At 57.8% G+C, this 25,023-nt stretch carries 19 protein-coding genes and 1 pseudogene; 17 read left to right on the top strand and 3 right to left on the bottom strand.

Translation table 11 applies throughout. The annotated features are described in order from the left end of the window. Positions 1-236: 236 nt before the first annotated feature. From CLV97_RS16360 to CLV97_RS16405, 10 genes are all read left to right on the top strand, one after another. Entirely contained in the window at positions 237-1,265 is a 1,029-nt protein-coding gene (locus tag CLV97_RS16360; protein ID WP_245891673.1) for an ABC transporter substrate-binding protein, read from the top strand. Positions 1,266-1,482: 217 nt separating this feature from the next. Next, positions 1,483-2,349: an ABC transporter permease gene (locus CLV97_RS16365; RefSeq protein ID WP_106346603.1), complete on the top strand. Its 867-nt coding sequence runs from the start codon at positions 1,483-1,485 to the stop codon at positions 2,347-2,349. Then, positions 2,342-3,553 carry a quaternary amine ABC transporter ATP-binding protein gene (locus CLV97_RS16370; RefSeq protein ID WP_106346604.1) on the top strand — a complete coding sequence of 404 codons (1,212 nt, stop codon included), beginning with the start codon at positions 2,342-2,344 and terminating at the stop codon, positions 3,551-3,553. Before CLV97_RS16365 ends, CLV97_RS16370 begins: the two co-directional genes overlap by 8 nt. Beyond that, on the top strand, positions 3,550-4,296 hold the full coding sequence (locus tag CLV97_RS16375) for an alpha/beta fold hydrolase (RefSeq protein WP_106346605.1): 747 nt from the start codon (positions 3,550-3,552) through the stop codon (positions 4,294-4,296). The genes CLV97_RS16370 and CLV97_RS16375 overlap by 4 nt, the downstream gene beginning before the upstream one ends. Before the next feature lie 684 nt (positions 4,297-4,980). Further along, positions 4,981-6,132, top strand: a complete 1,152-nt coding sequence (locus CLV97_RS16380; RefSeq protein ID WP_106346606.1) for a metallophosphoesterase — start codon at positions 4,981-4,983, stop codon at positions 6,130-6,132. A 235-nt stretch (positions 6,133-6,367) separates the two neighbouring features. After that, the gene (locus CLV97_RS16385) at positions 6,368-7,753 is read left to right on the top strand and encodes an L-cystine transporter (RefSeq protein ID WP_281257626.1); all 1,386 of its coding nucleotides are present in this window, start codon (positions 6,368-6,370) and stop codon (positions 7,751-7,753) included. A gap of 662 nt (positions 7,754-8,415) precedes the next feature. Further along, positions 8,416-9,756, top strand: a complete 1,341-nt coding sequence (locus CLV97_RS16390) for a PTS mannitol transporter subunit IIBC (protein ID WP_245891676.1) — start codon at positions 8,416-8,418, stop codon at positions 9,754-9,756. Between the two features lie 50 nt (positions 9,757-9,806). Further along, a complete protein-coding gene (locus CLV97_RS16395; protein WP_170070584.1) occupies positions 9,807-11,927 on the top strand; it encodes a BglG family transcription antiterminator in 2,121 nt (706 codons plus the stop codon). A gap of 13 nt (positions 11,928-11,940) precedes the next feature. After that, positions 11,941-12,378, top strand: coding sequence for a PTS mannitol transporter subunit IIA (locus CLV97_RS16400; protein WP_106346608.1), 438 nt, complete (start codon positions 11,941-11,943; stop codon positions 12,376-12,378). 1 nt (position 12,379) lies between these two features. Further along, on the top strand, positions 12,380-13,540 hold the full coding sequence (locus CLV97_RS16405; RefSeq protein WP_106346609.1) for a mannitol-1-phosphate 5-dehydrogenase: 1,161 nt from the start codon (positions 12,380-12,382) through the stop codon (positions 13,538-13,540). 508 nt (positions 13,541-14,048) lie between these two features. On the opposite strand, the gene CLV97_RS16410 is transcribed toward CLV97_RS16405, so the two are convergent. From CLV97_RS16410 to CLV97_RS16420, 3 genes are all read right to left on the bottom strand, one after another. Continuing rightward, positions 14,049-14,852, bottom strand: coding sequence for a YwaF family protein (locus CLV97_RS16410; protein WP_170070585.1), 804 nt, complete (start codon positions 14,850-14,852; stop codon positions 14,049-14,051). 290 nt (positions 14,853-15,142) lie between these two features. Beyond that, positions 15,143-15,490 carry a YolD-like family protein gene (locus tag CLV97_RS16415; protein WP_170070586.1) on the bottom strand — a complete coding sequence of 116 codons (348 nt, stop codon included), beginning with the start codon at positions 15,488-15,490 and terminating at the stop codon, positions 15,143-15,145. A gap of 81 nt (positions 15,491-15,571) precedes the next feature. Then, the gene (locus tag CLV97_RS16420; protein ID WP_106346612.1) at positions 15,572-16,597 is read right to left on the bottom strand and encodes an aldo/keto reductase; all 1,026 of its coding nucleotides are present in this window, start codon (positions 16,595-16,597) and stop codon (positions 15,572-15,574) included. 135 nt (positions 16,598-16,732) lie between these two features. Between CLV97_RS16420 and CLV97_RS16425 the strand changes: the two are divergent. The 7 genes and pseudogenes from CLV97_RS16425 to CLV97_RS16455 form a co-directional block, all read left to right on the top strand. After that, positions 16,733-17,758: pseudogene (locus tag CLV97_RS16425) on the top strand (LacI family DNA-binding transcriptional regulator); the annotation flags it as partial. 84 nt (positions 17,759-17,842) lie between these two features. Further along, positions 17,843-19,939: an amylo-alpha-1,6-glucosidase gene (locus tag CLV97_RS16430; protein WP_245891674.1), complete on the top strand. Its 2,097-nt coding sequence runs from the start codon at positions 17,843-17,845 to the stop codon at positions 19,937-19,939. Positions 19,940-20,073: 134 nt separating this feature from the next. After that, entirely contained in the window at positions 20,074-21,303 is a 1,230-nt protein-coding gene (locus CLV97_RS16435) for an ABC transporter substrate-binding protein (protein ID WP_106346615.1), read from the top strand. Between the two features lie 211 nt (positions 21,304-21,514). Continuing rightward, on the top strand, positions 21,515-22,369 hold the full coding sequence (locus CLV97_RS16440; RefSeq protein ID WP_106346622.1) for a carbohydrate ABC transporter permease: 855 nt from the start codon (positions 21,515-21,517) through the stop codon (positions 22,367-22,369). 25 nt (positions 22,370-22,394) lie between these two features. After that, positions 22,395-23,204, top strand: coding sequence for a carbohydrate ABC transporter permease (locus CLV97_RS16445; protein WP_211295781.1), 810 nt, complete (start codon positions 22,395-22,397; stop codon positions 23,202-23,204). A gap of 204 nt (positions 23,205-23,408) precedes the next feature. Further along, the gene (locus CLV97_RS16450; protein ID WP_106346623.1) at positions 23,409-24,197 is read left to right on the top strand and encodes an inositol monophosphatase family protein; all 789 of its coding nucleotides are present in this window, start codon (positions 23,409-23,411) and stop codon (positions 24,195-24,197) included. Between the two features lie 15 nt (positions 24,198-24,212). Further along, positions 24,213-24,779 carry a GNAT family N-acetyltransferase gene (locus CLV97_RS16455; RefSeq protein WP_106346617.1) on the top strand — a complete coding sequence of 189 codons (567 nt, stop codon included), beginning with the start codon at positions 24,213-24,215 and terminating at the stop codon, positions 24,777-24,779. Positions 24,780-25,023 lie beyond the last annotated feature (244 nt).

The following is a 25,023-nucleotide window of genomic DNA, read 5'->3' on the forward strand; positions in this document are numbered from 1 at the left end:
TGGTCCGATATGACCGATATTTGCATATCTATAGAGCTTTTTGCCTGATTGCATTCATTATTTGGTGTGTAAACCGAATTTTGAAATAGCTTCTAAACCGATCAACCTTAGATTCGGGTATCGCCCCGGGATCCTCATACCCGGGCGTGGTTTGTCAATAGAAGTTACCGCGCACCTCCCGTTTCGATCAATTTTTTTTATTATGTTATAATGGTTGAGAACAGGAGGTTGTTAATGTGAATCCATTTTACAAAAGGTTCCCGAAATGGACCTTTGGAATCCTTTCGGCGTTGTTGATCGTTTCGATGACGGCGTGTGCCACCCCACCGGAAGTGGAGCAGGGGGGGCAGGATGATCCCATCGTCTTTGCCGATGCCGGGTGGGACAGCCTGCGCTTTCACAACAGCGTGGCACAGGCGATCATTGAAAACGGGTACGGGCTCAAGACCGACGTGACGCCCGGATCCACCCCCAACACCCTGACGGGATTGGAGCAGGGGGATATCGATGTGTACATGGAGATATGGACCGGAAATGTGAAGGATCAATGGGAAAAGATATTGAAAAGCGGAAACGTGGAACGGGTGTCCACCAACTTTGACGATAACCGGCAGGGATTTTATGTGCCGACCTACATGATCAAAGGGGACAAAAAACGGGGAATCGAGCCGATGGCTCCCGACCTGAAAACGGTTCAGGATCTGACCCGTTACAAGGATCTCTTCAAGGATCCGGAAAACCCCGGAAAATCCCGGATTATCGGTTCACCGACCGGATGGGCAGTTGACGGAATTTTGGAACAAAAGGTGAAAACCTACGGTTTGGACAAGGACTTTACCTACTTCCGGCCCGGTTCCGACGCGGCCCTCACCAGTTCGTTGACCGACGCCTATGAAAAGGGTGAGCCCTGGGTGGGGTACTATTGGGAGCCGACCTGGGTCATGGGGAAATACGACATGACCCTGTTGGAGGAGCCCGCCTATGACGAAAAAGCCTGGGAGGACGGATACGGAACGGCGTTTCCGAAGCAACCGGTGGAAATCGCCATCCACAAAAGCCTTCAGGATCGGGCTCCCGAAGTGGTCGAATTCCTTAAGAAATACAAGACCAGTGCCGAATTGACCAATGAGGCCCTGGCTTACATGCAGGACAACGACGCGAGCAGCGATGAGGCCGCCCAGTGGTTCCTCAAGGAGCACGAGGAGGTTTGGACCCAGTGGGTTCCCGACGATGTGGCGGCCAAAGTGAAAGAGTCCCTGAAATAGTTTCGCGCGGGTAAAGGGGAAGGTGCCCTCTTCCGATGGGGAAGACGGCGTTTCCCTCAAACGACGGACGGTTGGGACGGGGTTTTCCGCGAAACGGCAATCGCCGGACATGAGGGAAACCGCTGTCCCGGCCTCCTCGTATCGTTGTTGCAAGTCCGCTCTGTCTCATTACGGAAAAGAGAGGTGACGTGCAGGCTTCGCAGGGAGCACATTTGCGATGAGTCAATTTCCTGATCAATTTCGTATCGACGTCGGTGGATATGTGGAGGACTTGATCCGTTTTTTGACCACCCATTTGACGGGCTTTTTCGATGCTGTCAAAGTGGTTACCCTGACCTTTTTGTACAATGTGGAACTCTTCATGGGATGGCTTCCCTGGTGGGTGGTGATCCTTGCCGCTTTTCTGCTGGGGTGGCGGCTGCTTCATCTCCCCGCCGGCATTACCTTCGGTCTTCTTCTGTTCCTGGTGGGATCCTTCGGCTATTGGGACATGATGATCCTGACCTTGTCCATCGTGCTGACCTCCGTGGCGATTTCCCTTCTGATCGGAATCCCGGTGGGCATCCTGATGGCGTACAGCCGGTTGACGGAAGCGGTGATGCGACCCATCCTGGATGCCATGCAGACGATGCCCAGTTTCGTCTACCTCATCCCGGCCATCATGTTTTTCGGGCTGGGAAAGGTTTCGGCGCTGTTCGCCACCGTCATTTACGCCCTTCCCCCGGTGATCCGCCTGACCAATCTCGCCCTTCGCGAAGTGTCCCGGGAGATGATCGAGGCGGCCCTTTCCTTCGGCTCTTCCCGCTGGCAGATGTTGAGAAAGGTTCAGATTCCGCAAGCCCTTCCCACCATCATGGCGGGAGTCAACCAGACCACCATGATGGCGCTGGCGATGGTGGTGATCGCTTCCCTGGTCGGGGCCAAGGGGCTCGGAATGGAAGTGTTGATCTCCATCAACCGGGTGGATATCGATCGCGGGTTTGAAGCCGGGTTGTCCATCGTGATTTTGGCGATCATCATCGACCGAATCACCCAAGGCATCGCCAATCGCTACAATTTCAAAAAGGAGCAGGGCCATGTCTGAGATCATCGTGGAAAACGTGACCAAGGTATTCGGCCCCCGACCGGAATCCGTGCTGAAACTTCTCGAGGAGGGGGCGTCGAAGGACGAGATTTTGAAAAAGACGGGTCATACCGTCGGCGTGCGCGACGTTTCCTTCGAAGTGAAGCGGGGGGAAATCTTTGTGATCATGGGGCTGTCGGGAAGCGGAAAATCCACCCTGATCCGCTGCCTCAACCTGCTCAACCGGCCGACGCGGGGACGGATCACCGTCGACGGGGAGAACATCGTGGAATACAGGAAAAAGCAGCTCCGGGAGTTCCGCCAAAACAAAATGGCCATGGTGTTTCAGCACTTCGGCATTTTTACCCACCGCACCGTGCTGGGCAACGTGGAATACGGCCTGGAAGTGAAGGGAGTTCCCAAGGAGGAACGCAGGCGAAAGGCCCAGGAGGTGCTGGCCGCCGTCGGCCTGGAGGGCTGGGAGGACAAAATGCCCGGGGAATTGAGCGGCGGGATGCAGCAGCGGGTCGGGTTGGCCCGGGCCTTGGCCAATGATCCGGACATCCTGCTGATGGATGAGCCCTTCAGCGCCCTGGATCCCTTGATCCGCCGGGAAATGCAGTTGGAGCTTCTGGAGATCCAGTCCAAGTTGAAGAAGACGATCGTCTTCATCACCCACGATGTGAACGAGGCCTTCAAGCTGGGTGACCGGGTGGCGGTGATGAAGGACGGAGAAGTGATTCAGATCGGGACGCCGGAGGAGATCCTGAACCAGCCGGCGAACGATTACATCGAGGAATTTGTCAAGGATATCGACCGGTCCAGGGTGGTGCAGGCCAAACACGTGATGGTCCGGACCACCGCGACGGTTTCCATGAAGGACGGGATCCAGGTGGCGGTCAAGGAGATGAAATCCAACGGCATCTCCAGCGTGTTTGTCGTGGACGGAGACCGGAAGCTGCAAGGGATCGTCACGATCGATGACGCGATCCAGGCCCGGAAAGAGAACAAGAATCTGCCGGAGATCCTCCGGAAGGACTACCATACCGCCGACCCCGAAGAGACCATTCAGGAGCTGATCCCCAAGGCCACCGAGTCCCGCTTTCCCATCGCCGTGGTGGACGGATCCGGGAAGCTCTTGGGCATCATCCTTCGGGTTTCGGTCCTGGCCGGGTTGATGTCCGAAGCTGGCGGCAATGGGGAGGAAAGGAGTGCAGCCGATTGATTCGGGATGCCTGGGCTTCGAGGGGCGGAGTCCGGCTCCATTACCTGGACAGCGGGGAACGGGAAGAGGTCGACCGGATTCCCCTGATGTACATTCCCGGCGCTCTGGAGAGCGCCGAGAACTTTCGGTCCGAGATGGAAAAGCTGGCCCCCCGTCGCACCTTGGCCATCTCCTGGCGGGGGGCGGGCAAAAGCGACGCGCCGGAGGCGGGTTATTCCCTGGAGGATCAGGTGGAGGATGCCGAAGCGGTGATGGAAGAGGCATTAGAAGGGCGATTCTGCCTGATAGCCTACTCGATGGGGGTCCCCCGGGCCATCGAGCTGGCGGCCCGCCATCCCCGCCGGGTGGCCGGTTTGATCCTGATCGATTATCCGGCGCGGTATCCGGCCATTCCCGAAACCTGGGTGGAGCGGATGCTCTCGTCTCCCCGGAAGATCCCGGAACGGGTGGTGAGGGCAATGCAGCGGGAATCCCGGGAGGTGTTTCTCTGGGACCGCCTGCGGGAGATCCGCTGTCCGGCGCTCGTCCTTCGCGGCGGAGGCGAGGGATCGTTATTGAAAGAAGCGGATGCCGCGCTCTTTCGGGAAAGGCTGCCCCGGGTGGAAATCGCCGTCATGCCGGAAGCGGGGCACGACGTGTGGAATCCGGACTATGGACGGTTTTTCCGGGCGGTGGTTTCCTTCCTCGAGGAGCGGGATCGGGAAGAAGGGGAATCATCGGGCGCGTTGAAGGAGAAAGGTTGACTCAACTCCGGGCATGTGACGCAGGATCGATTCATGCGGGAGTGCGGGATCGAAACATGATCTATCGAAGGCGGATTTGCCGAGTGAACCTGCTGAACGGTTCACTCGTTTTTATGGAGCGCGCCTGACAGGGAGAACGAAGAGCGGAAATCACGGCGCAATTTGAGGATATGGATCACTGCTGTGAAGCTCAACAAAAGGTGATGACGGATCCCCTGCGCCGGTTGGCGCAGGAAAAAAGCAGGTGAGATTAACCGTTTATCCTGGATGTATAGGGAGATTTTTCACACGGAGGGTCAAGCGGTTCACAATGATCTGCATACCCGGTGAAGGTCGGCGCGTAACCCGGATCGCATCTGCAGCCGAAGCGGCGGGAGACATTGTCGAGTGCCGGAGGGGGCGCACATTTTTTGACGTTTTGAGGCGATGTCAAAAGCGGAGCCGTTCCAATTCGTCCATGGTCAATCCTTTTGCACACGGACAGGTGTCGTGCTTCCCGAAAGTCTGACAAACGGACCCGAAACGATCTGCCGAGTCCCGGTGGAGTCGAAATTCTCCGCATTGTATGGCCAATCGCCGGTTTGTTTGATACTTTATTCATTGTGGAAGAATCGAAGGATCAAAAGTCGCATCCATGTGCGGAGAGCTGCAGCAACACTTTTCGGTGGAGGAGAAAGAACGTACATGTGGGGTCTTTTCGTCTCGATTTTCTTGGCGCTTTACGGGTTGATGAGCTACTACATCTGGCGCAGGGGATGGCAGTCTCTCGGCAAACCGGATTCCCGCTTCCTCCGGGTCCTGTTCGGTGCCGTTTTCGCCTTGCTGGTGCTGCCGTTTCCTGTAGCGGAGCTGACGGAACATCTTTTGCCCCGCTTTATCGCTTCCTGGATGGCCATGTGGGGCGGGTATTCCATGATCATGGTCCTGTACGCCTTTTTGATTCTTCTCCTGATCGACTGCATCCGGCTGTTGAATCGGTGGCTCAGGTTTATTCCGGATCGGGTGAGGGAACACCCAAAAACCCCTCTCGTCCTGGGGGGCGTCGTGGTAATCCTCATATTGGGCGCCGTCATCTACGGAGGGTGGAATGCCCGGAATCCGGTCGTCAACGAGTACGAGGTGACGGTGAACAAAAAGGCCGGATCCATGAAGGAGCTCCATATCGCCATGGTTTCGGACATTCATTTCGGTCCGGTGATCGATGCCGGCCGGATGGAGTCCCTGCTTGAAATGCTGGGGGAGCTGAAACCGGACCTCGTCCTGCTGGCCGGAGACATCACCGACGGTCGTCTCCCTCCGGGAGCGGCCAGGGAGCTGGTGTCGGTTCTGGGGAAAATCGAAGCCCCACTGGGAGTTTTTGCAGTACCCGGAAACCACGACCGGGATCTCCGGGATGATGAAGGCGAATTGATGCGGTCTCTGGAGGCGGAGGGGATCCAGGTATTGAAAGACCGCTCCGTATCCATCGGCGATGATCTGTACCTGATCGGCCGGAACGATCCCCGCCTTCATGGGGGGCCGGAACGGGTCAAGCTGAAAGAGTTGATGAAGGGAATCGATACCCGGAAGCCCCTCCTTCTGCTGGACCACCAGCCCATCGATCTGGGGGAGGCCCAAGCCGCCGGCATCGATCTTCAATTGTCCGGCCACACCCACCGGGGGCAGATTTTTCCTGCAAATCTGATCACCGACCGCATCTATGAAGAGGATTGGGGATTGCTGAAGAAGGGAGCCTACCACCTCATCGTATCCTGCGGGTACGGCACCTGGGGTCCGCCCCTTCGGATCGGCAATCGCCCGGAAGTGGTCAGCGTCAAAATGACCTTTCAACCATAAGCAACCCAAATGGGGGCCGAGAACGATTCGGCCCCCTTCGCATGTGTTGACGCCCCGGTTTCGCACCTCATCGCCGGCGCATCGGCATGCATTTCCTGGGAATGCTGTGTTATGGGAACGGAAAGCGGAAAACGGCGTGGAGCCTGCGGAAAAGGGCGGGCGTTAAATCTTACTTGACGGATAGGATTTATTAGTTTATATCTAATAGAGAAGTTGAATACGGATGGGAGGATGAATGTTGAATTCCCTTTTTATAATTTTAAATATTGTTTTGTTTCTTCTGATCATTTGCGGGCTGTATTTTATGCAACGGAAACACCTTTCCTTTTCCAAACGCGTTTTCACCGCCCTCGGCATAGGGATTGTGTTTGGATTCGTCCTGCAGTTTGCTTATGCATCGGATCGGGATACCTTGTCAGCCTCGATCGATTGGTTTGACATCGTCGGTAGCGGTTATGTGAAACTGTTGCAGATGATCGTCATCCCCCTGATTTTCATTTCCATTTTGGTGACCTTTACGAAACTGAAACTGTCCAGCAACACCGGCAAGATCGCCGGGCTGATCATCGGCATTCTGATCGGCACGACGGCGATTGCCGCTACCATCGGCATTGTGACGGCCCTGGGCTTTGATCTGAAGGCGGTTCAGATCGAACAGGGCGATGCGGAACTTTCGCGGGCGAACGAGATCGAAGGCAAATTTGATGAGATTAAGGATCAATCCTTCCCCCAGAAAATCCTTGAGCTCCTTCCGGCCAATCCCTTCTTGGATTTCACCGGTGCGCGGCCCACGTCAACGATCGCCGTCGTCATCTTTGCCGCCATTCTCGGGATCGCCTACTTGGGGGTCAAGAGGAAAAATCCGGAGCAGGCCGATCTGTTTGCAAAAATCGCTGAAGCGTTCCATGCGGTCGTCATGCGAATGGTGACGCTCGTTTTGCGCCTCACTCCCTACGGGGTTTTCGCCATGATGACGAAGGCGGTGGCGACGACCGATGTGGATTCGGTCCTGAAATTGGGCAAGTTCGTCATCGCCTCTTACGTGGCCCTTCTCGCGATGTTTGCCGTGCACCTGGTCTTGCTTGCGATATCCGGGTTGAATCCGCTCATTTATGTGAAAAAGGCCTTGCCCACCCTTTCCTTTGCGTTTACATCGCGCTCCAGCGCGGGAACCCTGCCGCTGAACATCCAAACCCAGACGAATCAGCTGGGCGTGTCCGAGGGAATCGCGAACCTGTCCGGTTCCTTCGGGGTTTCGATCGGACAGAACGGATGCGCCGGAATCTACCCGGCGATGCTCGCAGTCATGATCGCGCCCACGGTCGGTGTCAATCCGCTGGACCCCGTCTTTATTTTCACTCTGATTTTGACGGTGGCCATCAGCTCGCTGGGGGTGGCGGGGGTCGGAGGAGGAGCCACCTTTGCCGCCATTCTGGTGCTTTCGGCGATGAACCTGCCGATCGGTTTGGCCGGCTTGTTGATTTCGATCGAGCCCCTGATCGATATGGGGCGCACGGCCGTCAATGTGAGCGGAAGCATGACGGCGGGTGTGCTTACCAGCCGGATCACCAAAGAACTGGATGCGGATGTGTACAAGGCGAAACTGGAAGCAGGCTACTGATCGCAAATCGGGAGAGAAGTCTTGCAAGGTGTCCTCAAGCGATTGGCAAAGTATCCGGAGGGACCGATTTTCGCCCAGCGCTCCCTGCTGCATGGAGCCGGAGCGGAACATCGCGTCCCTCCCTTTTTTGCGCTGCGAAACCAACCCCGACAGATGCCGAAGGGTGCTCCGTTTCGTTTCGGCCGCATGACTTAAGGCGTTCAGCGGAACACCCATCTTTTTTATAGGGCTTTTGACGCGGAGTCTTTCACCTTCCGGCGAGGTGCCCTTTTTCTTTTGCGCCGCAGGAAGATGCACCTCCCCCATACAGGGAGAGGCCGGGGCTTTTTCCGAACCGGTCGTGCACACCGCCCTTCGTTCCATTTTAATCATGTCAAAATCCATGGTGACAAATTGCCATCAATATCTCATTGAGGCGTTTGATGGAAGCGCTATAAAATGAAAACAAACCAAAAAAACCGACGTTTCCATGTGTGCCCTGCGCGGGTTCGATGAAATCATATTTTAATCATGTCAACAACCCCTTGGGCGTCGGGGTGCGCATCGAGCAAAGGAGGGATTTTGCCGTGAACGGAGCGACGCGGCCGTTGCCGGAAGCGCAGGCGGAGAAGACGGCGTCGTGGAGGGCGAAGGTGCAGCGGTTCGGCGGTTATCTGAGCGGGATGATCATGCCCAATATCGGGGCGTTCATCGCCTGGGGCTTGATCACCGCCCTGTTCATTCCCACCGGCTGGCTGCCGAACGAGCATTTGGCCAAGCTGGTGTCGCCGATGATCACCTATCTGCTGCCGCTGCTCATCGGCTTCACCGGCGGACGGATGGTATACGACGTTCGGGGGGGCGTGGTCGGAGCCACCGCTACGATGGGGGTTGTCGTGGGTACGGATATCCCCATGTTCCTGGGCGCGATGATCATGGGTCCCCTCGGCGGCTGGTCGATCAAAATGTTTGACCGATGGATCGAGGGCAAGGTGCGCTCGGGCTTTGAGATGCTCATCAACAATTTTTCGGCGGGAATCATCGCCGCGATCTTGACCTTGCTCGCCTATCAGGCGATCGGACCCGTCGTGCTGGCGCTGAACCGGGTGCTGGCCGCCGGCGTGGAAGCCATCATCGCCGCCGGGCTGTTGCCCTTGGCCAACATATTTATCGAGCCGGGGAAGGTTCTCTTTTTGAACAACGCGATCAACCACGGGATTTTGAGCCCCCTGGGCATGAAGCAGGCGGCCGAAACGGGAAAATCGATTCTCTTTTTGCTGGAGACCAATCCGGGTCCCGGCCTTGGCATTCTGCTCGCGTACTGGCTCTTCGGGAAGGGGATATCGAAGCAGTCAGCCCCCGGGGCGGCGATTATCCACTTTCTCGGCGGGATTCACGAAATCTATTTCCCCTACATCCTGATGAAGCCCTTGTTGATTCTGGCGGTGATCGCCGGCGGCGTGAGTGCGGTCTTCACCTTTTCCCTGTTCCACGCCGGGCTGGTGGCGGTGCCTTCTCCCGGTAGCATTTTCGCCCTGATGGCGATGACGCCGAAGGGGAACTATTTGGGGGTGCTGTCGGGAGTTGCCGTCGGGACGCTGGTTTCGTTCCTCGTGGCGCTTCCCATCATCAGGCGGAACAAAGGGGAAGCGGAGGAAGACATGGTGAAAGCGACGGAGAAGATGGAGCAGCTGAAAGGAAAGAAAAGCAAGGCTGCCGAAGCATTGGTGCGGTTGGATCAAAAGGAAGTGGGCAAAATCATCTTCGCCTGCGATGCGGGAATGGGTTCCAGCGCGATGGGGGCTTCCATCCTGCGCCGCAAGGTGCAGGAGGCGGGGCTGGAGATCGAAGTGACGAACACTTCGATCAGCGAGTTGCCCGCAGACGCCGACATCGTGATCACCCACAAGGACTTGACGGAGCGGGCGAAGGCCAGGTTGCCGGAGGCGACCCATGTCTCTGTGGAAAACTTCCTGGACGGCTCGAAGTATGACGAGTTGGTGGAGCGCTTGAAACGAAAATAACGCGAATGAGGGAAGGAGGGAAGGAATCGCCGGTTGCCGGAGGTGATCGCATGTACGTCACGGCGAGGGAAAGGCAAATACTGCAGCGCCTGCTCAACGAAGATCAGGCCGTCACCGTCAGGGATCTGGCGGTGGCGGTTCAGGTGAGCGAGCGGACGGTCCATCGGGACTTGAATCACGTGGAGGATATCTTGTCGGCGTTCGATCTCTCGCTGGAAAAGAAAACGGGAATCGGCATCCGGATCCGGGGTGCGCCGGAAAGGAAAAAGCAGCTGGAGCTCTTTCTCCTGAACGAACCCCCGTGTGAGTTTACGCCGCACGAGAGGCAGACGATCCTCCTGTGTTTCCTGTTGGCGCAGGAGGACGCCGTGAAACTGGTCGCGCTGGCGGATGAGTTGAACGTGACGGTGGCGACGGTGAGCCACGATTTGACGAAGGTGGAACAGTGGCTGGCTTCCTTTTCCCTTTCGCTGGTTCGCAAGCGCGGGTACGGCGTAAAGGTCGTCGGACCGGAGGCGGCGAAGCGCCGCGCCATGAGCCGACTGATCATGGAAAATCTGTCGGAGGCGGATCTGCTCGTGCTTCTCCGCGATCAAATCCGGAAGAAATCCGCCGGTCCGGTCCGGACGGTTTCGGAACGTCTGCTGGGATATGTGGGCAAGGACAAACTGGCGGTCGCCGAAAGGGCGGTGGAGGAAATCCGGACCCAATTGCCCTACGCCCTGACGGACAGCGCGTATATCGGTCTCGTCGTACACCTGGCGCTCGCCCTGGAGCGGCTGCAAAAGGGAGAGAAGATCGTGATGGACGCCCCTTCCCTCGCCGCCTTGCAGGATACGCGGGAATACCGGATCGCGGCCAAGATCATCGACAAGTTGCGGAAGGCCCTCGATCTGGAAGTTCCGGAGGCGGAGGTCGGCTATATCGCCATGCATTTGAAGGGGGCGAAACTGAGGGAGGGAATCGGGTGGGAGCTGGAAGAGGAGAATTTTCTTCTGGCTTCCCGGACGAAACGGCTGATCGATTACGTCAGCGAACAAACCCGCGTGGACCTGCACCGGGATCCGTCCTTGTTCCGGGGGCTGATCACCCATCTGCAACCGGCGATTTACCGGATTCAAAAGGGGCTGCGCATCGACAACCCGCTGCTGGAGGATATCCAAAGGGATTACGGCGATTGGTTCGCGTTGATCCGAACGGGTGTGGAAAGGGCTTTTCCGGATATTCCCTTTCCGGAGGCGGAGATCGGGTATCTCGTGCTGCATTTCGCCTCCAGCCTGGAACGGCTGAGCGAGCCGAAGGAGATCCGGGCGTTGATCATCTGCGCGAGCGGAATCGGCACGTCGAAGATGCTGGCGGCCAAAGTCAAAAAAGAGCTTCAGGAAGTTCAGCGGTTGCATCAAGCGTCGTTCTTTGATCTGGAAAAAATCAACCTCGACGATTACGACGTGATCATCTCGACCATTCCCCTGGAGGGATTTGGACGGGAATATATCCTGGTCCATCCGATGTTGACGGAGGATGACGCCCGAAAGATCCGGGAAGCGGTGCGGAAGCGGCGCCCTTCGCCTGTTCCGGATCGCGGGGATTTTCCTCGGATCCAAGACCGGGAACCGGGGGAAAAAGCCGGAGACCATCGCCGGCATGTCCTGCCGTTCCGGCGCGTTTACCGGCTCGCGGAAATCATCGGCACGGTCTTGGAGGGATTTCAGCTGACGGTTCTTGAAAATCCGAAGACGGTCAAGCATGCGCTGAGGTCCGCCTGCGAAGAGCTGCACCGACGGGGAGTCCTCCGCCGTCCGGAGGAGGTGGCCGAAGCGTTGCTTCAACGTCACCGGATGAGGGGGCTCGGCATTCCGGGCTCTTCCCTCGGCCTGTTTCACGCCAGAAGTCCCCGGGTGCAACAACCCTCCTTCACGATCTGGAGCTGGGCGGAACCCCTTTCCATCCGGGCGATGGATGACACCCGGACCGGGATGAACCGGCTGCTGCTCCTTCTGGCGCCGGAAAATCCGTCAAATACGGTGTTGGAAGTATTGAGTCACATCAGCGCCCTCATCATCGAAGGCGACGAGAGCTTGGCCGTATTTGAATCGCAGGATCAGGAAACGGTGGCTTCGTTCCTTGGCGACCGATTTCAACGGTTTTTAAAAGACCAACTGGACGGATAAGGAGTGGAAAACGATGGAGAAACCGGTCCTTTCCGGGGAAGCGGTACTGCTGAACGCCCGGGTAAGCGACAAGGAGAGCGCGATCCGGCTGGCCGGCCGGCTGCTGGTGGAAAACGGGTTTGTGGAGGAAGCATACATCGACAAGATGTTGGAGCGGGAAACGGTGACCTCCACCTACATCGGCAACCACGTGGCGATCCCCCACGGGACGGAAGAGGGGAAAAGGCTGGTGAAGGCCGCCGGAATTTCGATCGTCCAGATTCCGGAAGGGGTGGATTTCGGCGATGGCCGGGTCGCCAAACTGGTCGTCGGGATCGCCGGCAAGGGTGATGAGCATCTGCAGATTTTATCCAACATCGCTCTGGTTTGTTCCGACCCGGAAAAAGTGGAGAAAATCGTTCATGCCCAATCGAAGGAAGCACTCCTTTCCTTTTTTGACGAGGTGAATTGACTTGCGGGCGGTACATTTCGGAGCGGGAAACATCGGAAGGGGATTCATCGGTGCCTTGTTGGCCCGGTCCGGGTATGAGGTGTGTTTCATCGATATCGACGAAACCCTGGTGGAAGCGCTGAACGAGCGGCGTTCCTACCGCGTCGTGCGGGTGGGGGCGGCGAGGGAAGAGATGCAGATTTCAAATGTCCGGGCGATCAACAGCCGGACGGACGAGGAATGCGCCGTGGCGGCGATTGCGGAGGCCGATCTGGTGACGACGGCGGTCGGTGCCAACGTGCTGCCGCTGATCGCCGGGCTCATCGCGGAGGGGCTGCGGCGGCGGATGCGCGAAACGGACCGCCCGCTCAATGTGGTCGCCTGTGAGAACATGATTGGTGCCGGATCGCTTCTCAGGGAACAGGTGTATCGACATGTGACGGAGGCGGAAAAGGAGCGATTCCAGAGAATTTTCGGGTTTCCCAACGCCGTTGTCGACTGCATCGTTCCCAATCAGGATGGTGAGGACCCGCTGGCCGTCGCCGTCGAGCCCTATCACGAATGGATCGTGGATCAGGCCGGGATCCTGGGGGATCCGCCCGCCGTAAAGGACATGGTGTGCGTCAAGGAGTTGACCCCGTATGTGGAGAGAAAATTATACACCGTCAATACCGGCCATGCCGTTACGGCTTACCTGGGCTATGCCCGGGGGATTTCGACCATCCAAGAGGCGATCGATGAGCCGTCGATCCGGGAAATCGTGCGAAAGGCGCTCGATGAGACGGGGTCGCTGCTGGTCGACAAGCACGGCTTCGATCCCGGTGCCCACGCTGCATACATCGAACAGATTATCGGTCGCTTTCAAAACCCCCACATTTCCGATGACGTGACGCGGGTGGCCCGCTCCCCCATCCGGAAACTCGGCCCGAAGGATCGGCTGGTAGCGCCAGCCCGTCAATTGATCGCACGGGGGAAAAGGCCGGAAAATCTGGCCCTTGGCATTGCCGCCGCCCTCGCGTACGATTTTGATGGGGACGAGGAAGCGGTGAGACTGTCGCAAACCGTGAAGCGGGACGGGATGGACGGAGCCCTTTGCAAGTATGCCGGCCTTTCCCGGGAAGACGAACTGGTGCGACTGGTTCTGGAACAGGCCGATCGGCTGGCGGCCTTGCAAAAAAAATAAGGGCGGGGAAACCCCTGTCCTTTGTGTTGGGCAATCCGCTGCCGGACCGCCGGCCCATGACCGGGATGAGGCGAACACGAAGCAGCCGGCGAGGAACACAACGAGAAGGCCGGTACAAAATAAACGGAGCACATTGCGCGGCCCGCATGCGGGCCTTTTTTCTTTGGTTACTCGATTGGCCAATTGTTTCATGGACCTCATACGAAGCATAATAACCTTCTTTAATGAAAGGGTCTGTTTCAACGAGATTTATTGCCTCGTCCCGTCCGCTGCAAACCAAGATCTGTATTGCTCCATCATCGTCTTGGAAGGGCCGCAAAGGAATAATTCGCTTCTCTTTTCAAAAGACGAAGGTGGCCTGCATGTCTGTTTAACAACGCTTTTGTCGCTCTCCACGTTTTTTGCCGCTTCAAACCGCCGCAAATTTTTTCACAGATGTTCCAAAACGCAGCCCGTTAAACGCCTGTCAGGTCTTGTTTCATACTCACGTATCCTTAACATCGGCACGTCATGTTTTTTGAAAGAACCTTCGTCCGCCCGGCCTGTTTCTCCCTGGTGGCCGGCGTGGCGTTCCACCGGGACAGGTTCCGCTGAAAAAACGGTATGCATGATACGGCAGGCGCCCCACAAACAACGCGAATGCAAATAAAAAGGGCAGATACAACGGCCAACGCAGGGAATCAAACCGAATGGGAAGCGCGGAAGTATATAAATAATTGCTGTCCAAAAGGATGTTCACAACACTTGCAAACAACGCGCATGCCACGAGCACGGCGTAGGCCTTTCGCACGTTCCTTACGTCCGGGCGGTAATTCAGGTGAGGCAACATCAGGGCGACAAAACCCATAGCGGCGTGATACAGCATGCTTTGCATGCTCCGGAAATGGAACACGGGATAGATTTGCAGCGTCGGAATCGGAAGGATGAGGGCGAGCAAAAAGCCCACGGTGCCGTAGGCGAATACAAACTCGCGCATGTAGTCTCCGATCCGGCCGCGCGAAAACAGGGCCAGGGGTATGGCAAACATCTGGATGCCGCAAAGCTGCAGCGGCAAGTCCTCCCGGACGTCGAATTGGCCCGTATAAGCGCTCCAGATCACCCTCATGATTTCGAGCAGGACAAGCAGCACATAGGCGCGAAACACCCACGAAAAACGAGCGCGGTACGCTTTTCTTATTATGCGGCGAATGACCAGATAAACGGTGGCAAACAGGAGCAGCACAACCATCAGGTGCGGGAGGGTAAAAAGGCCGTAGGGGCCGTTTTGGACCAGCAGCGGATCGTCTTTCCCGGCAAAAAACAGGCGGAACATGTTAACCACCCTCTGGCGCGATGGTGCGTTATGAACCAAAGGGCAAAGATCTTTCGTCGAGCGCCCCCGCTGCATGGAGAGGAGCGGAAACTGCCTCTCTTGGCGCGCCTGTGTTCGGGTTTTTCAGCGGTCTCTTTTTCGCTTGATATCTATATATTCATTATATCAGGCCGGTTGATCACTCCGATATACATGAACTGTCAAGCAGGTCTTGCGAAATCGCCGATGGCGGCGGAAGCCGGGGTGCCGGATCGCCGATCCGGCACCCCCCTTCGCGCTTTTTCGGGCATCTATTCGGTCCATTCCCCGCCGGTCGCCGCCTCGGCTCCGACGATTTTGGACAGGGGAATCAACCGTTTTTCTTCCCCGCTCTGAAGGATGATCCATCCTTCGAGGGGATGGATGTTCAGGACGACCCCTGTGCACCGCTTCGGGCCGTACTTGCTGGCGTAGGTAAGCACAATCGGCCTTTTTTTGGCCCGGGACCATCGGATCGTCCGGTCGAGGGCCTCCAACTCATCCGCCGCCAGTTCCGGCGGATGGTACTCCTTCGCCTTCTGCTTCTCTTCCCAGATCAGGTCCCGGTGTTGCGGCAGCAGGAGCCGGTGACCCTCCCACAGCTTGTTACCCCGATCCATCATTTCTTCACCTCAATCTATAGGATACACGAACAAACGTTCGAATAGAAGTGGCAATTTGTTACATCCTGTGCGGGAGGGTCACTTCCGGGAGATCACTTTTTCAATCTCTCCAGCTCCGAACGGGAGGGGGGGGCGAAAATCCGCCGGAGGCGGTGGGAGGGGCTTCGTCACCGTTTTCCGCAGGATGTCGTCGATGCGGGCGAAATCCTGATGGGACAGCGACCATCCGAAGACGCCGGGCACCTCATCCAAGTGATCCGGCCTGCGGGCTCCCCACAGGGCGACCGTCACACCGGGTTGTTGGAGGGTCCAACGGACGGCCAATTGGGTGACGGTGCGTCCCCTTTCCGCCGCCGCTTTTTTCAGTTCCTCCGTTGCGGCGAGGTATTGGCGGAACCGCTCCCCTTGAAACATCGGGTCGTAGCGGCGGGCATCGTTTTCGGGAAAGGAGGTGTCGGCGGAAAATTTTCCGGTGAGCAGCCCGCTGGCCAGGGTTCCCCAGGCGAGCGTTCCGATGTCATGCCGGCGGCAGTGACGGAAAGCCGTTTCGAGAAAATGCTGTCGGAACAGGTTGAGCTGCAGTTGGTTCGCGTGGAGGGGAGCGACCTTTCGCCACGCCTCCATCTGTTCCGGACGGAAATTGCTGACGCCGACGGCTCGGATCACGCCCTTTTCGTACAGAGAAAGCAGCGTCTCCGCCGTCTCTTCGATCGGCGTTTCCGGGTCGGGCCAATGGATCTGATAAAGATCGATCCAGTCGGTCCGCAGGCGGCGCAGGCTTTGTCCGATTTCCTCCAAGATCCGCTCGCGGGATGCGTTGCACCACCAGATGCGCCGGCGCGCGTCCCACTCGAGTCCGGCTTTTGTCGCGATCACCACCCGGTTTCGGTTGCGGGATTCCACGAGGGCTTTTCCGATGATTTCCTCCGCCCGGCCGAATCCGTACAGGGGGGCCGTATCGATCAGGTTGATGCCCAGATCGATGGCCCGGTGAAGGGCGTATGCCGCCTCCGATTCATCCATCCTGTCCCACATCCATCCTCCCGTGCCCATGCCGATCCGGGAGACCTCCAGTTCGGATGTTCCCAGGCGGGCATATTGCATCGCGATTCCTCCTCTTGCGGTCTTCCCCGTTGATGGATTTTCCCCTCGCAGCCGTCAAACCCCTTTTTCTTCCACAAAAAAATCATTGACGAAAAAAAGAAGATTCCGATATGATGTTAGCGAAAACGTTTTCGGGAGGATGGCATGGGCGTCACAATCAAAGACATCGCAAAACGGGCAGGGGTTTCCGTGACGACGGTGTCCCGGGCGCTGAACGGCTATAAGGATATCCGTCCCGAGACGCGGGAGCGGATCCTGCGCATCGCCGAAGAGCTGAACTACCGCCCCAATGCCGTCGCCCGCAGTTTGGTGATGAAGAAATCGCAGACCATCGGATTGATCATTTCCGAATTGACCCGTTCCCGCACCGGTCATGATTTTACGTTCAACATCATCTGCGGCGTGAACGACCGGGCAACGGCGATGGATTACGACTTGGTCTTGTCGACGACGGATCCGTCGAAGCAGGAGCAGGTCCCCTACATGGAACTGTGTCGGCGGCGGCAGTTGGACGGCGTGATTCTGATGGGCATCCGAACGGATGATCCGTATCTGAAGGAAGTGGTGGAATCCTCCATTCCCTGTGTGCTGATCGATGTGCCGCTGGTGGGGGATAAATGCGGTCATGTCACGCTGGACAACGAGCGGGGCGCCCGGATGGCCGTGGAGCATCTCATCGCCGAAGGACATCGGGAGATCTGCATGATCAACGGGCATGCCCAGGCCTTTGTCAGCCTGGAGCGGCTGAACGGATACCGGAATGCCCTGAAGGAAGCGGGAATCGAATACCGGCCGGAAAGGGTATATTTCGGCGACTTTGAGGAAGCGTCGGGGCGGGAGGGGATACGCCAACTGCTCTCCCGCTTCCCGGAGATGACGGCGGTTTTTTGCGCCAGCGACACGATGGCGATCGGGGCGGTCCGGGAGTTGAAGGACCTGGGACGAAGGGTTCCGGAGGATATCTCGGTGATGGGGTTTGACGATATTGAATTGGCCTCTTTCGTCACTCCGGCGCTGTCCACGGTTTCGCAGCCCGTATACGAATTCGGGAGCAAGGCGGTCGATCTTCTGATCCGCATGTTTGACGGGGAAATCGGAACCGCCGAGGTGTTGGAGCCGAAGCTGGAGATCCGGGAAAGCACGGCTCCTCCGGGTTGTTGAGGGAAAGGAAAGCCCTGCGCGATTTCGGAAACGTTTTCGTCCCGAGTGCGGCTATTTTCAAAATCACAGTGGGGGGAAACCGTTTTGACTCAAGTCATCAAAGAAGGGGATCTCTTCTTCTATTCGGATGATTACGGAGATCTGCCCGCCGGCGACGGCCGGGGGTTGGGCATGTTTACCAGGGACACCCGCTTTTTGAGCCGGTTGGAGTGGAAACTGGAGGGCATTCCGACGGTTCCCATCGACGGAGAGGCCGACGGGGCGACCAGTCGGTACCGGTTTACCAACCGGGAAGGAACGGACGAAGTAGGAAAGCCCGTCGGCGGGGAATGGCTGGACATCACCCGAAAGCGGTGGATCTACGGCGGTGTGGTTTACGAGACCTTCTCCTTCGTCAACCGCGGAGATCACCCGGTGCAGACCCGTCTCTCCCTGCTTGTGGATGCCGACTTCGCCGACATGTTCGTGGTGCGCGGTTGGAAAGGGCGAGTCGGGGAGCGGGAGGGCGTGACGCGGACGGAGAAAGGCGTGCGTTTCTCCTACCGAGGAGTGGACGGAGCACGGCGGACCACCGATGTGGAGACCGCCGGAACCCCGGCGGAGGTGGAGGAAGACGGGACCATCCGCTTTCCGCTCCGCCTGGAATCCAATGTCTGCCGGTCGATACATCTGCGGTATGTTCCGGGAACCGACGGGGAGATTCCCCAGGTGATCGAAGAGCAGCAATCCCTGCTGAAGCTGGAGGAAAGCGAGCGGGAATGGTTCGTGGGCTCTCCCGAGGTGCACTCGGACTGGGACGATTTCAACCGCATGTTTGCACGCGGAATGAAGGATCTTCGCATGCTCTTGACCGATCTGGGCGACGGGCCCTTTCCGGTGGCGGGACTTCCGATCTATGCCGTTCCCTTCGGAAGGGACAGCCTGATCGCGGCTCTGCAGGCCCTTCCCGTTCGCCCGGAGGTGGCCAAGGGAACCCTGCGCATCCTGGCCAAATTTCAGGGCAAGAAAGTGGATGACTGGAGGGATGAAGAGCCGGGGAAGATCCTTCACGAGATCCGGTTCGGCGAACTGGCCCGTTCCGGCCAGATTCCCTTCACTCCCTATTACGGATCCATCGATTCCACGCCGTTGTTTCTCATCCTGATCGCCGAGGTATACCGGTGGACCGGCGATCTGGACTTCGTGCGCGAGATGGTTCCCCATGCGATCGAGGCGCTGAACTGGGTCGACCGGCACGGCGATCCCGCGGGAACCGGCTATGTTTCCTACGCGATGCGATCTTCAAAAGGCATCCGGAACCAGGGTTGGAAGGATTCGGAGGACTCGGTGGTTCATCGGGACGGCCGGCTGGCAGAGGCGCCGATCGCCTTGTCGGAAGTGCAGGGCTACGTATACATGGCCAAAAAGGCGTGGTCGGAACTGTTCCGCCTGCTGGGGGAGGCCGAGCGGTCGGAGCGGCTGAACCGCGAAGCGGAGCTTCTGCGGGAGCGGTTTGCCCGGGATTTTTGGATGGAGGATGAGCAGTTTGTCGCCCTGGCGCTGGACGGAGAAGGGCGGCAGGCGGGGACCGTCACCTCCAATCCCGGCCACTGCCTCATGACGGGCATTCTCACGCCCGAACAGGCGGAGCGGGTGGCCCGCCGCCTGGTGGAGCCCGATCTCTTTTCCGGCTGGGGCGTGAGAACGAAGAGCTCCACCTGCAAATCCTACGATCCGGACAGTTACCACAACGGTTCCGTCTGGCCCCATGATAACGCCATGATTCTTCTCGGATTGAAGCGGCTGGGCTTTTACCGGGAGGCGGAGCGGATCATCCGGGGGTTGATCGAAGCTTCCAGGTACTTCCGCCATCACCGGTTGCCGGAGCTTTTCTCCGGCCATGAGCGGGGAGAAGGGGGACCGCTTCCCTATCCGGTCGCTTGTTCGCCCCAGGCATGGGCTGCGGGAACCGCCTTCACCATCCTGCAGACGATTCTGGGAGTGGAGCCGGATCCCACCCGCAAGCGGATTCACCTCTCCCCCGATCTGCCGGAGGGGATGAACCGGTTGTCCGTCCGACGGCTCCGGCTGGGGCAGGGGGTGCTGGATCTCAATCTGGCGCGGATCGGTGACTCCACCCGCACCTGGGTCGAGATCAACACCACGGGTTGGGATGTGGTGATTCACCCCTGCTTGCGGTGAAATCCTCCCGTCTGCGGGCGGGGGGTTCACATACCCGGGACGGACGGGAGACGCATCCGGGAAGGGGGACGGCACCGCCTTCCCTGTGCTTCCCTCGTCCTGCCCGTCATTCATACCCCGAGGAGGGATGCAAAATGCTCAAACGTCGATGGATGACATTGATCAGCTTGGTTGTTGCCATCTCCTTTGTGTTGTCCGGCTGTGGCGGGGGGAGTGAAGGTTCCTCCGAGGACGGGGGGAAAGTGACGATCACCCTCGGCGGCGCTTTCTCCAGCCCGGCGGAGAAGAAGATCGTGCAGGAACAGGTGGCCGCCTTTGAAAAGGAAAACCCGAACATCAAGGTGAAGTTGCACTCGATTACCGGCGATTATCTCAGTGAAATGCAGACGCTGATCGCCGCCAAGGACGAACCGGACGTCTACTATCTGGACAGCATGCCCGCGCCCCAATTCATGAAGTTGGGCGTCCTGGAACCCCTGGACGAGTATATCAAGAAGAACAACGTCGACCTTTCGGCCTATGAGGAATCGTTGGTGAAAGCGTTTCAATGGGAAGGGAAAACCTACGGCATTCCGAAGGACTACAACACCCTCGTCCTCTTCTACAACAAGAAAATGTTTGAAGAAGCGGGCGTGAAACCGCCCAAAACCTGGGACGAACTGCGGGATGCGGCCAAGAAGTTCTCCAAAGGAAACAAAAAGGGCCTCGCTCTTCATCCCAGTCTGGACCGCTACCAGCCCTTCCTGGTCCAAAACGGGGGTCAAGTGTTGGACGATAAGGGGAATCCGACCCTGAACCATCCGGCCAATGTGGAGGCGCTGCAGTTCATCACCGACCTCTTCATCAAGGATAAGGTGGCGGATACCCCGTCTAACCTGGGCGTGGAGTGGAACGGGGACGCCTTCGCCGAGGAAAAGGTGGCCATGGTGTTTGAAGGGGGCTGGATGATTCCCTTCCTGAAGGAGAAGGCTCCGGACCTCGATTACGGCATGGTGGAACTGCCCGTGAAGGAGAAGGAAAACTCCAACCTGGCCTTCACCGTCGCCTACGTGATGTCCAAAAACTCCGAGCACAAGGAGGAAGCCTTCAAGCTGCTGCAGTTCCTCACCAGCGAGAAGGGGCAGCAGTACGTGGTGGAAGGCGGATTGGCCTTGCCCTCCCTGAAATCGATGGGTGAGAAGTTCATCGAGAAGTTTCCGGAACGGGAACCCTTCGTGAAGGCCGTCGCATATGCCGAGCCTTACCAATACGGCGAAAAAGGGAACGAGCTGGTGGACACCTTCAACAAAGCGGCGGAATCGGCCATTCTGAAGAAAAAGCCGGCCAAGGAAGCCCTGGAAGAAGCGCAAAACAAACTGAAGTGACCGAAGGAGGATGGGAGCGTCATGCTCCCATCCTTAAGATGAGTTGCGTCATGCTTTGAAGGTCAAGGATTTTGCTTGGCGATGGTGGCGGCAATCCGGCAGCGGCCGCCACTTGCGCTTGAAAGGAGGTCAGTCGGTGAAGCCCCAAACGACGGTCGTGACGAAGCCCGCCGCCCGGAGGAAACGCCTCTCTCTCCTCAGCGATCCGGTCATGGGCTACCTGTTTACCCTTCCGGTGATCGTTTCCCTGGCCGTGTTTCTGATCGGCCCCATCTTCTACGCCTTTTTTCTCAGCTTTCAGTCCTTCACCTTTCTCAATCCCGAGGGCGCCGAGTTCGTCGGCCTGGACAATTACATTCAGATGTTCCAGGATGAGCGCTTCAGGCGCGCCCTTCTCAACACCAGCATCTATTCGCTGGGGGTGGTGCCCGTCCAGGTGAGCATCGCCCTGATGCTGGCCCTGATCGTCAACAGCAAGATCAAGGGGAAAACTTTTTTCCGGGTCGCCTACTTTTTGCCCACGGTCACGTCCACGGTGGCCGTCTCGGTCATGTTTCTCTTTCTCTTCAAAAAGGACGGGCTGGTGAACCATTTCCTCGCCTTGTTCGGCATTCCGGCGAGGAGCTGGTTTGACGACGTCACCTTCGCCCTTCCCTCCATCATGATGATGGCGGTGTGGAGCACCGTGGGACAGTTCATGGTGATCTACCTGGCGGGACTGCAGGACATCCCCGATGACCTGTACGAAGCCGCCCAGATCGACGGGGCGAACCGCTGGCAGCAGTTTTGGCACATCACGCTGCCGATGCTGAAGCCCACCACTTTCTTCATCGTGGTGATGTCCATTATCGGCACCTTTCAGGTCTTCGACCAGATGTACGTGATTTCCGGCGGAGACGGAGGTCCCCTGGACGCCACGCTGACGGTGGTGCTCTACCTGTACAACAAGGCCTTCAAGGATTTCGAGATGGGATATGCCTCGGCCATCGCTTTCTTCCTCTTTTTCGTCATCCTTATCCTGACGTTGATCCAGCGGAAATTCTTCGGCGAAGAGATGCGCATGTGAAGGGAGGGGATGTCCTTTGAAGCGAATGCTTACACAACCCCTGTTCTACGTCATCGTGATCGGTTATGCCGTCGTGACCATCGGTCCCTTTCTCTGGTCCGTTTTCACTTCCTTCAAGATGACGCCGGATATCAACACCCTGTGGGTGCCCCTGGAGAGGCTCACCCTCGAAAACTATGAAAACATCGTGCTGAGTGACGAATACCCCTTTGCCCGCTGGTTTTGGAACAGTCTCTTGGTGGCGGTGATCGTCACCGCGGGCAACGTGGTCTTCAATTCCATGGCAGGGTATGCCCTGGCCCGGATTCCGTTTCCCGGCCGAAAGGCGTTGTTTTTGACGATTCTGGCGGTGATGATGGTGCCGGGTCAGGTAATCCTGGTTCCCATGTACATTCTCCTGAGCAACTTTGGATGGATCAACACCTATGCCGGTTTGACCATCCCCTTCCTCACCCAGAGCTTCGGGATTTTCCTCATGCGCCAGTTTTTCCTGTCCATTCCCCGGGAACTGGAAGAAGCGGGCTTTCTGGACGGATTGAGCCGCTGGGGGGTTTTCTGGCGGATCGTCATGCCCCTGGCGAAGCCGGCTTTGGCCGCGCAGGTCATCTTCATGTTTTTGGGGAACTGGAACAGCTTCATGTGGCCCAACCTGCTGACCACCTCGGAGGAGATGTACACCCTTCCCGTCGGGTTGAACAGCCTTTACGGGGAATACGACGCCTTCTGGAATCACGTGCTGGCCGGAGCCATGTTCATGACGGTTCCGATGATCATCGTCTTTCTCATCTTCCAGCGCCATTTCATCAAGGGATTGGCGACGACGGGCATCAAGTGACGGCGTTTTTACCGGGATGATTTCCACAGGGATTTCCCCCGAGGAGACAGGAAATCAGGCAGGGGACCCCGAAGATTTTCATGCCGATGAACAACTTGTGGATAGATCCGGAACTGGCGTGGGGGTGTGCCGCGAAATCGCCTTTTCATTTCGACGCGGTTCACCCCCTTTGTTCCGGCGTCCATCGGAAAAGCGGAGGTGGCCATGGAAGAAATCCTGCATCGTGCCTCCGAGATCGCCGTGGAGGCGGCCCGCTTTGCCGGAACCCTGATTCGGGAACGTTTTGGCGGTTCGTTTCGGGTCCGGGAAAAGGGGGATTTCGGCGACTTGGTGACGGAAGTGGACGAGCAGGCGGAGCAGGAGATCATTCGCCGGATTCGCCGTCATTTTCCCGATCACGCGATCCGGGGGGAGGAAACGGGCCAGTCGGGGGATGTGGGAGACTGGCTGTGGATGGTCGATCCCTTGGACGGAACGAACAATTTCGCCATCGGTCTGCCCCTCTGCGCCGTAAGCGTGACCCTGTTGTACCGGGATGTGCCGGTGTTGGGAGTGATCTGCGACGCCCATCTCGATCAGGTCTACGTCGCCCGGAGAGGGAAGGGGGCTTTTTGCGGCGAACAGCGGCTCCAGGCGGGTGTCGGCGGCAAGGATCCCAAGAAGATGACCCTCGGCTGGATCCAGGGACATCAGGTCCAGAAGGATCCCGTTGCGGCGAAGCTGAGGGAGCGCCTCGATCAAGGGGTGAAGCGGGTGCTCCGCCTTTGGGCGCCGTCCCTGCTTTGGTGCATGCTGGCCCGGGGAGATCTGGACGGGATTGTGCTGTACGATTCGGAGGGGGAGGACCTCTATGCAGGTTTACTCCTGGCGCAGGAGGCCGGAGTGTTGACGATGGATTTTGATGGCCGTCCCTTTGAAGGGAAGTCGCCCACCCCCTATATTTTGGCGTGCCGCCGGGAGGATCGGGAGACGCTTTGCCGTTTGATCCTTTGAAAGGGGGGATAGCCCATGTTGAGCCATCGAATCGATCAGAGCACGGAGTTGAAACTCTTGGAGCGGCACCACGCGGGGGCGATCTTCCGGTTGGTTGACGCCAACCGTGACCATCTGCGCCCCTGGTTTTTTTGGGTGGATGAAACGAAAAACGTCTCCGACTCGGAACAGTTCGTCCAAAAAGCGCTTGAAGGTTTCGCCCGGGGGACGGAGATCCATCTGGGCATCTGGGTGGATGGCGAAATGGCCGGAATCGTGGGAGCTCATACCATCGACCGGATCAAGTGTTATGCGGAAATCGGCTACTGGCTGGGGGAGCGTTTTCAGGGAAGGGGGATCGTCACGCGGGCCGTCCGCGCCCTGATCGATGAGCTGTTGGGCGAGCGTGGGCTGAACCGGGTGGAAATCCGCTGCGCCGCCAGCAACCGGCGAAGCCAAGGGGTGGCGGAGCGGCTCGGTTTTCGCCGGGAAGGACGGCTGAAAAAGGCAACCCTCGTCCGCGGAGAATTTGAGGACCTGCTCCTTTTCGGGATGCTGGCCGAGGAGTGGCGGGCCGGAAAAGGGGAGGGGGCGGGACGTTGACCGGTTCACAAACTTCCCCTGGTAATCGAGTCGCTTCGCGGATCGACTGATCGGTGGAACGGGGCTAATGCGAAGAGGTGTTGGTGTGATCACAAGGAAAAAAGAAAAACTCGTGAAAGGGTTAACAAAAAAGAGGGGCTTTGCCCCTCGAGGCTGTTGACAAAGAAGGGTCAACAGCCTTTTTTGTTGAATTCGGAATAAAACAATTCCGAAGGAAGGTTTTTATATGTTCAGGACGAACCCA

The organism is Planifilum fimeticola (genome assembly GCF_003001905.1).
Taxonomy (GTDB): domain Bacteria; phylum Bacillota; class Bacilli; order Thermoactinomycetales; family DSM-44946; genus Planifilum; species Planifilum fimeticola.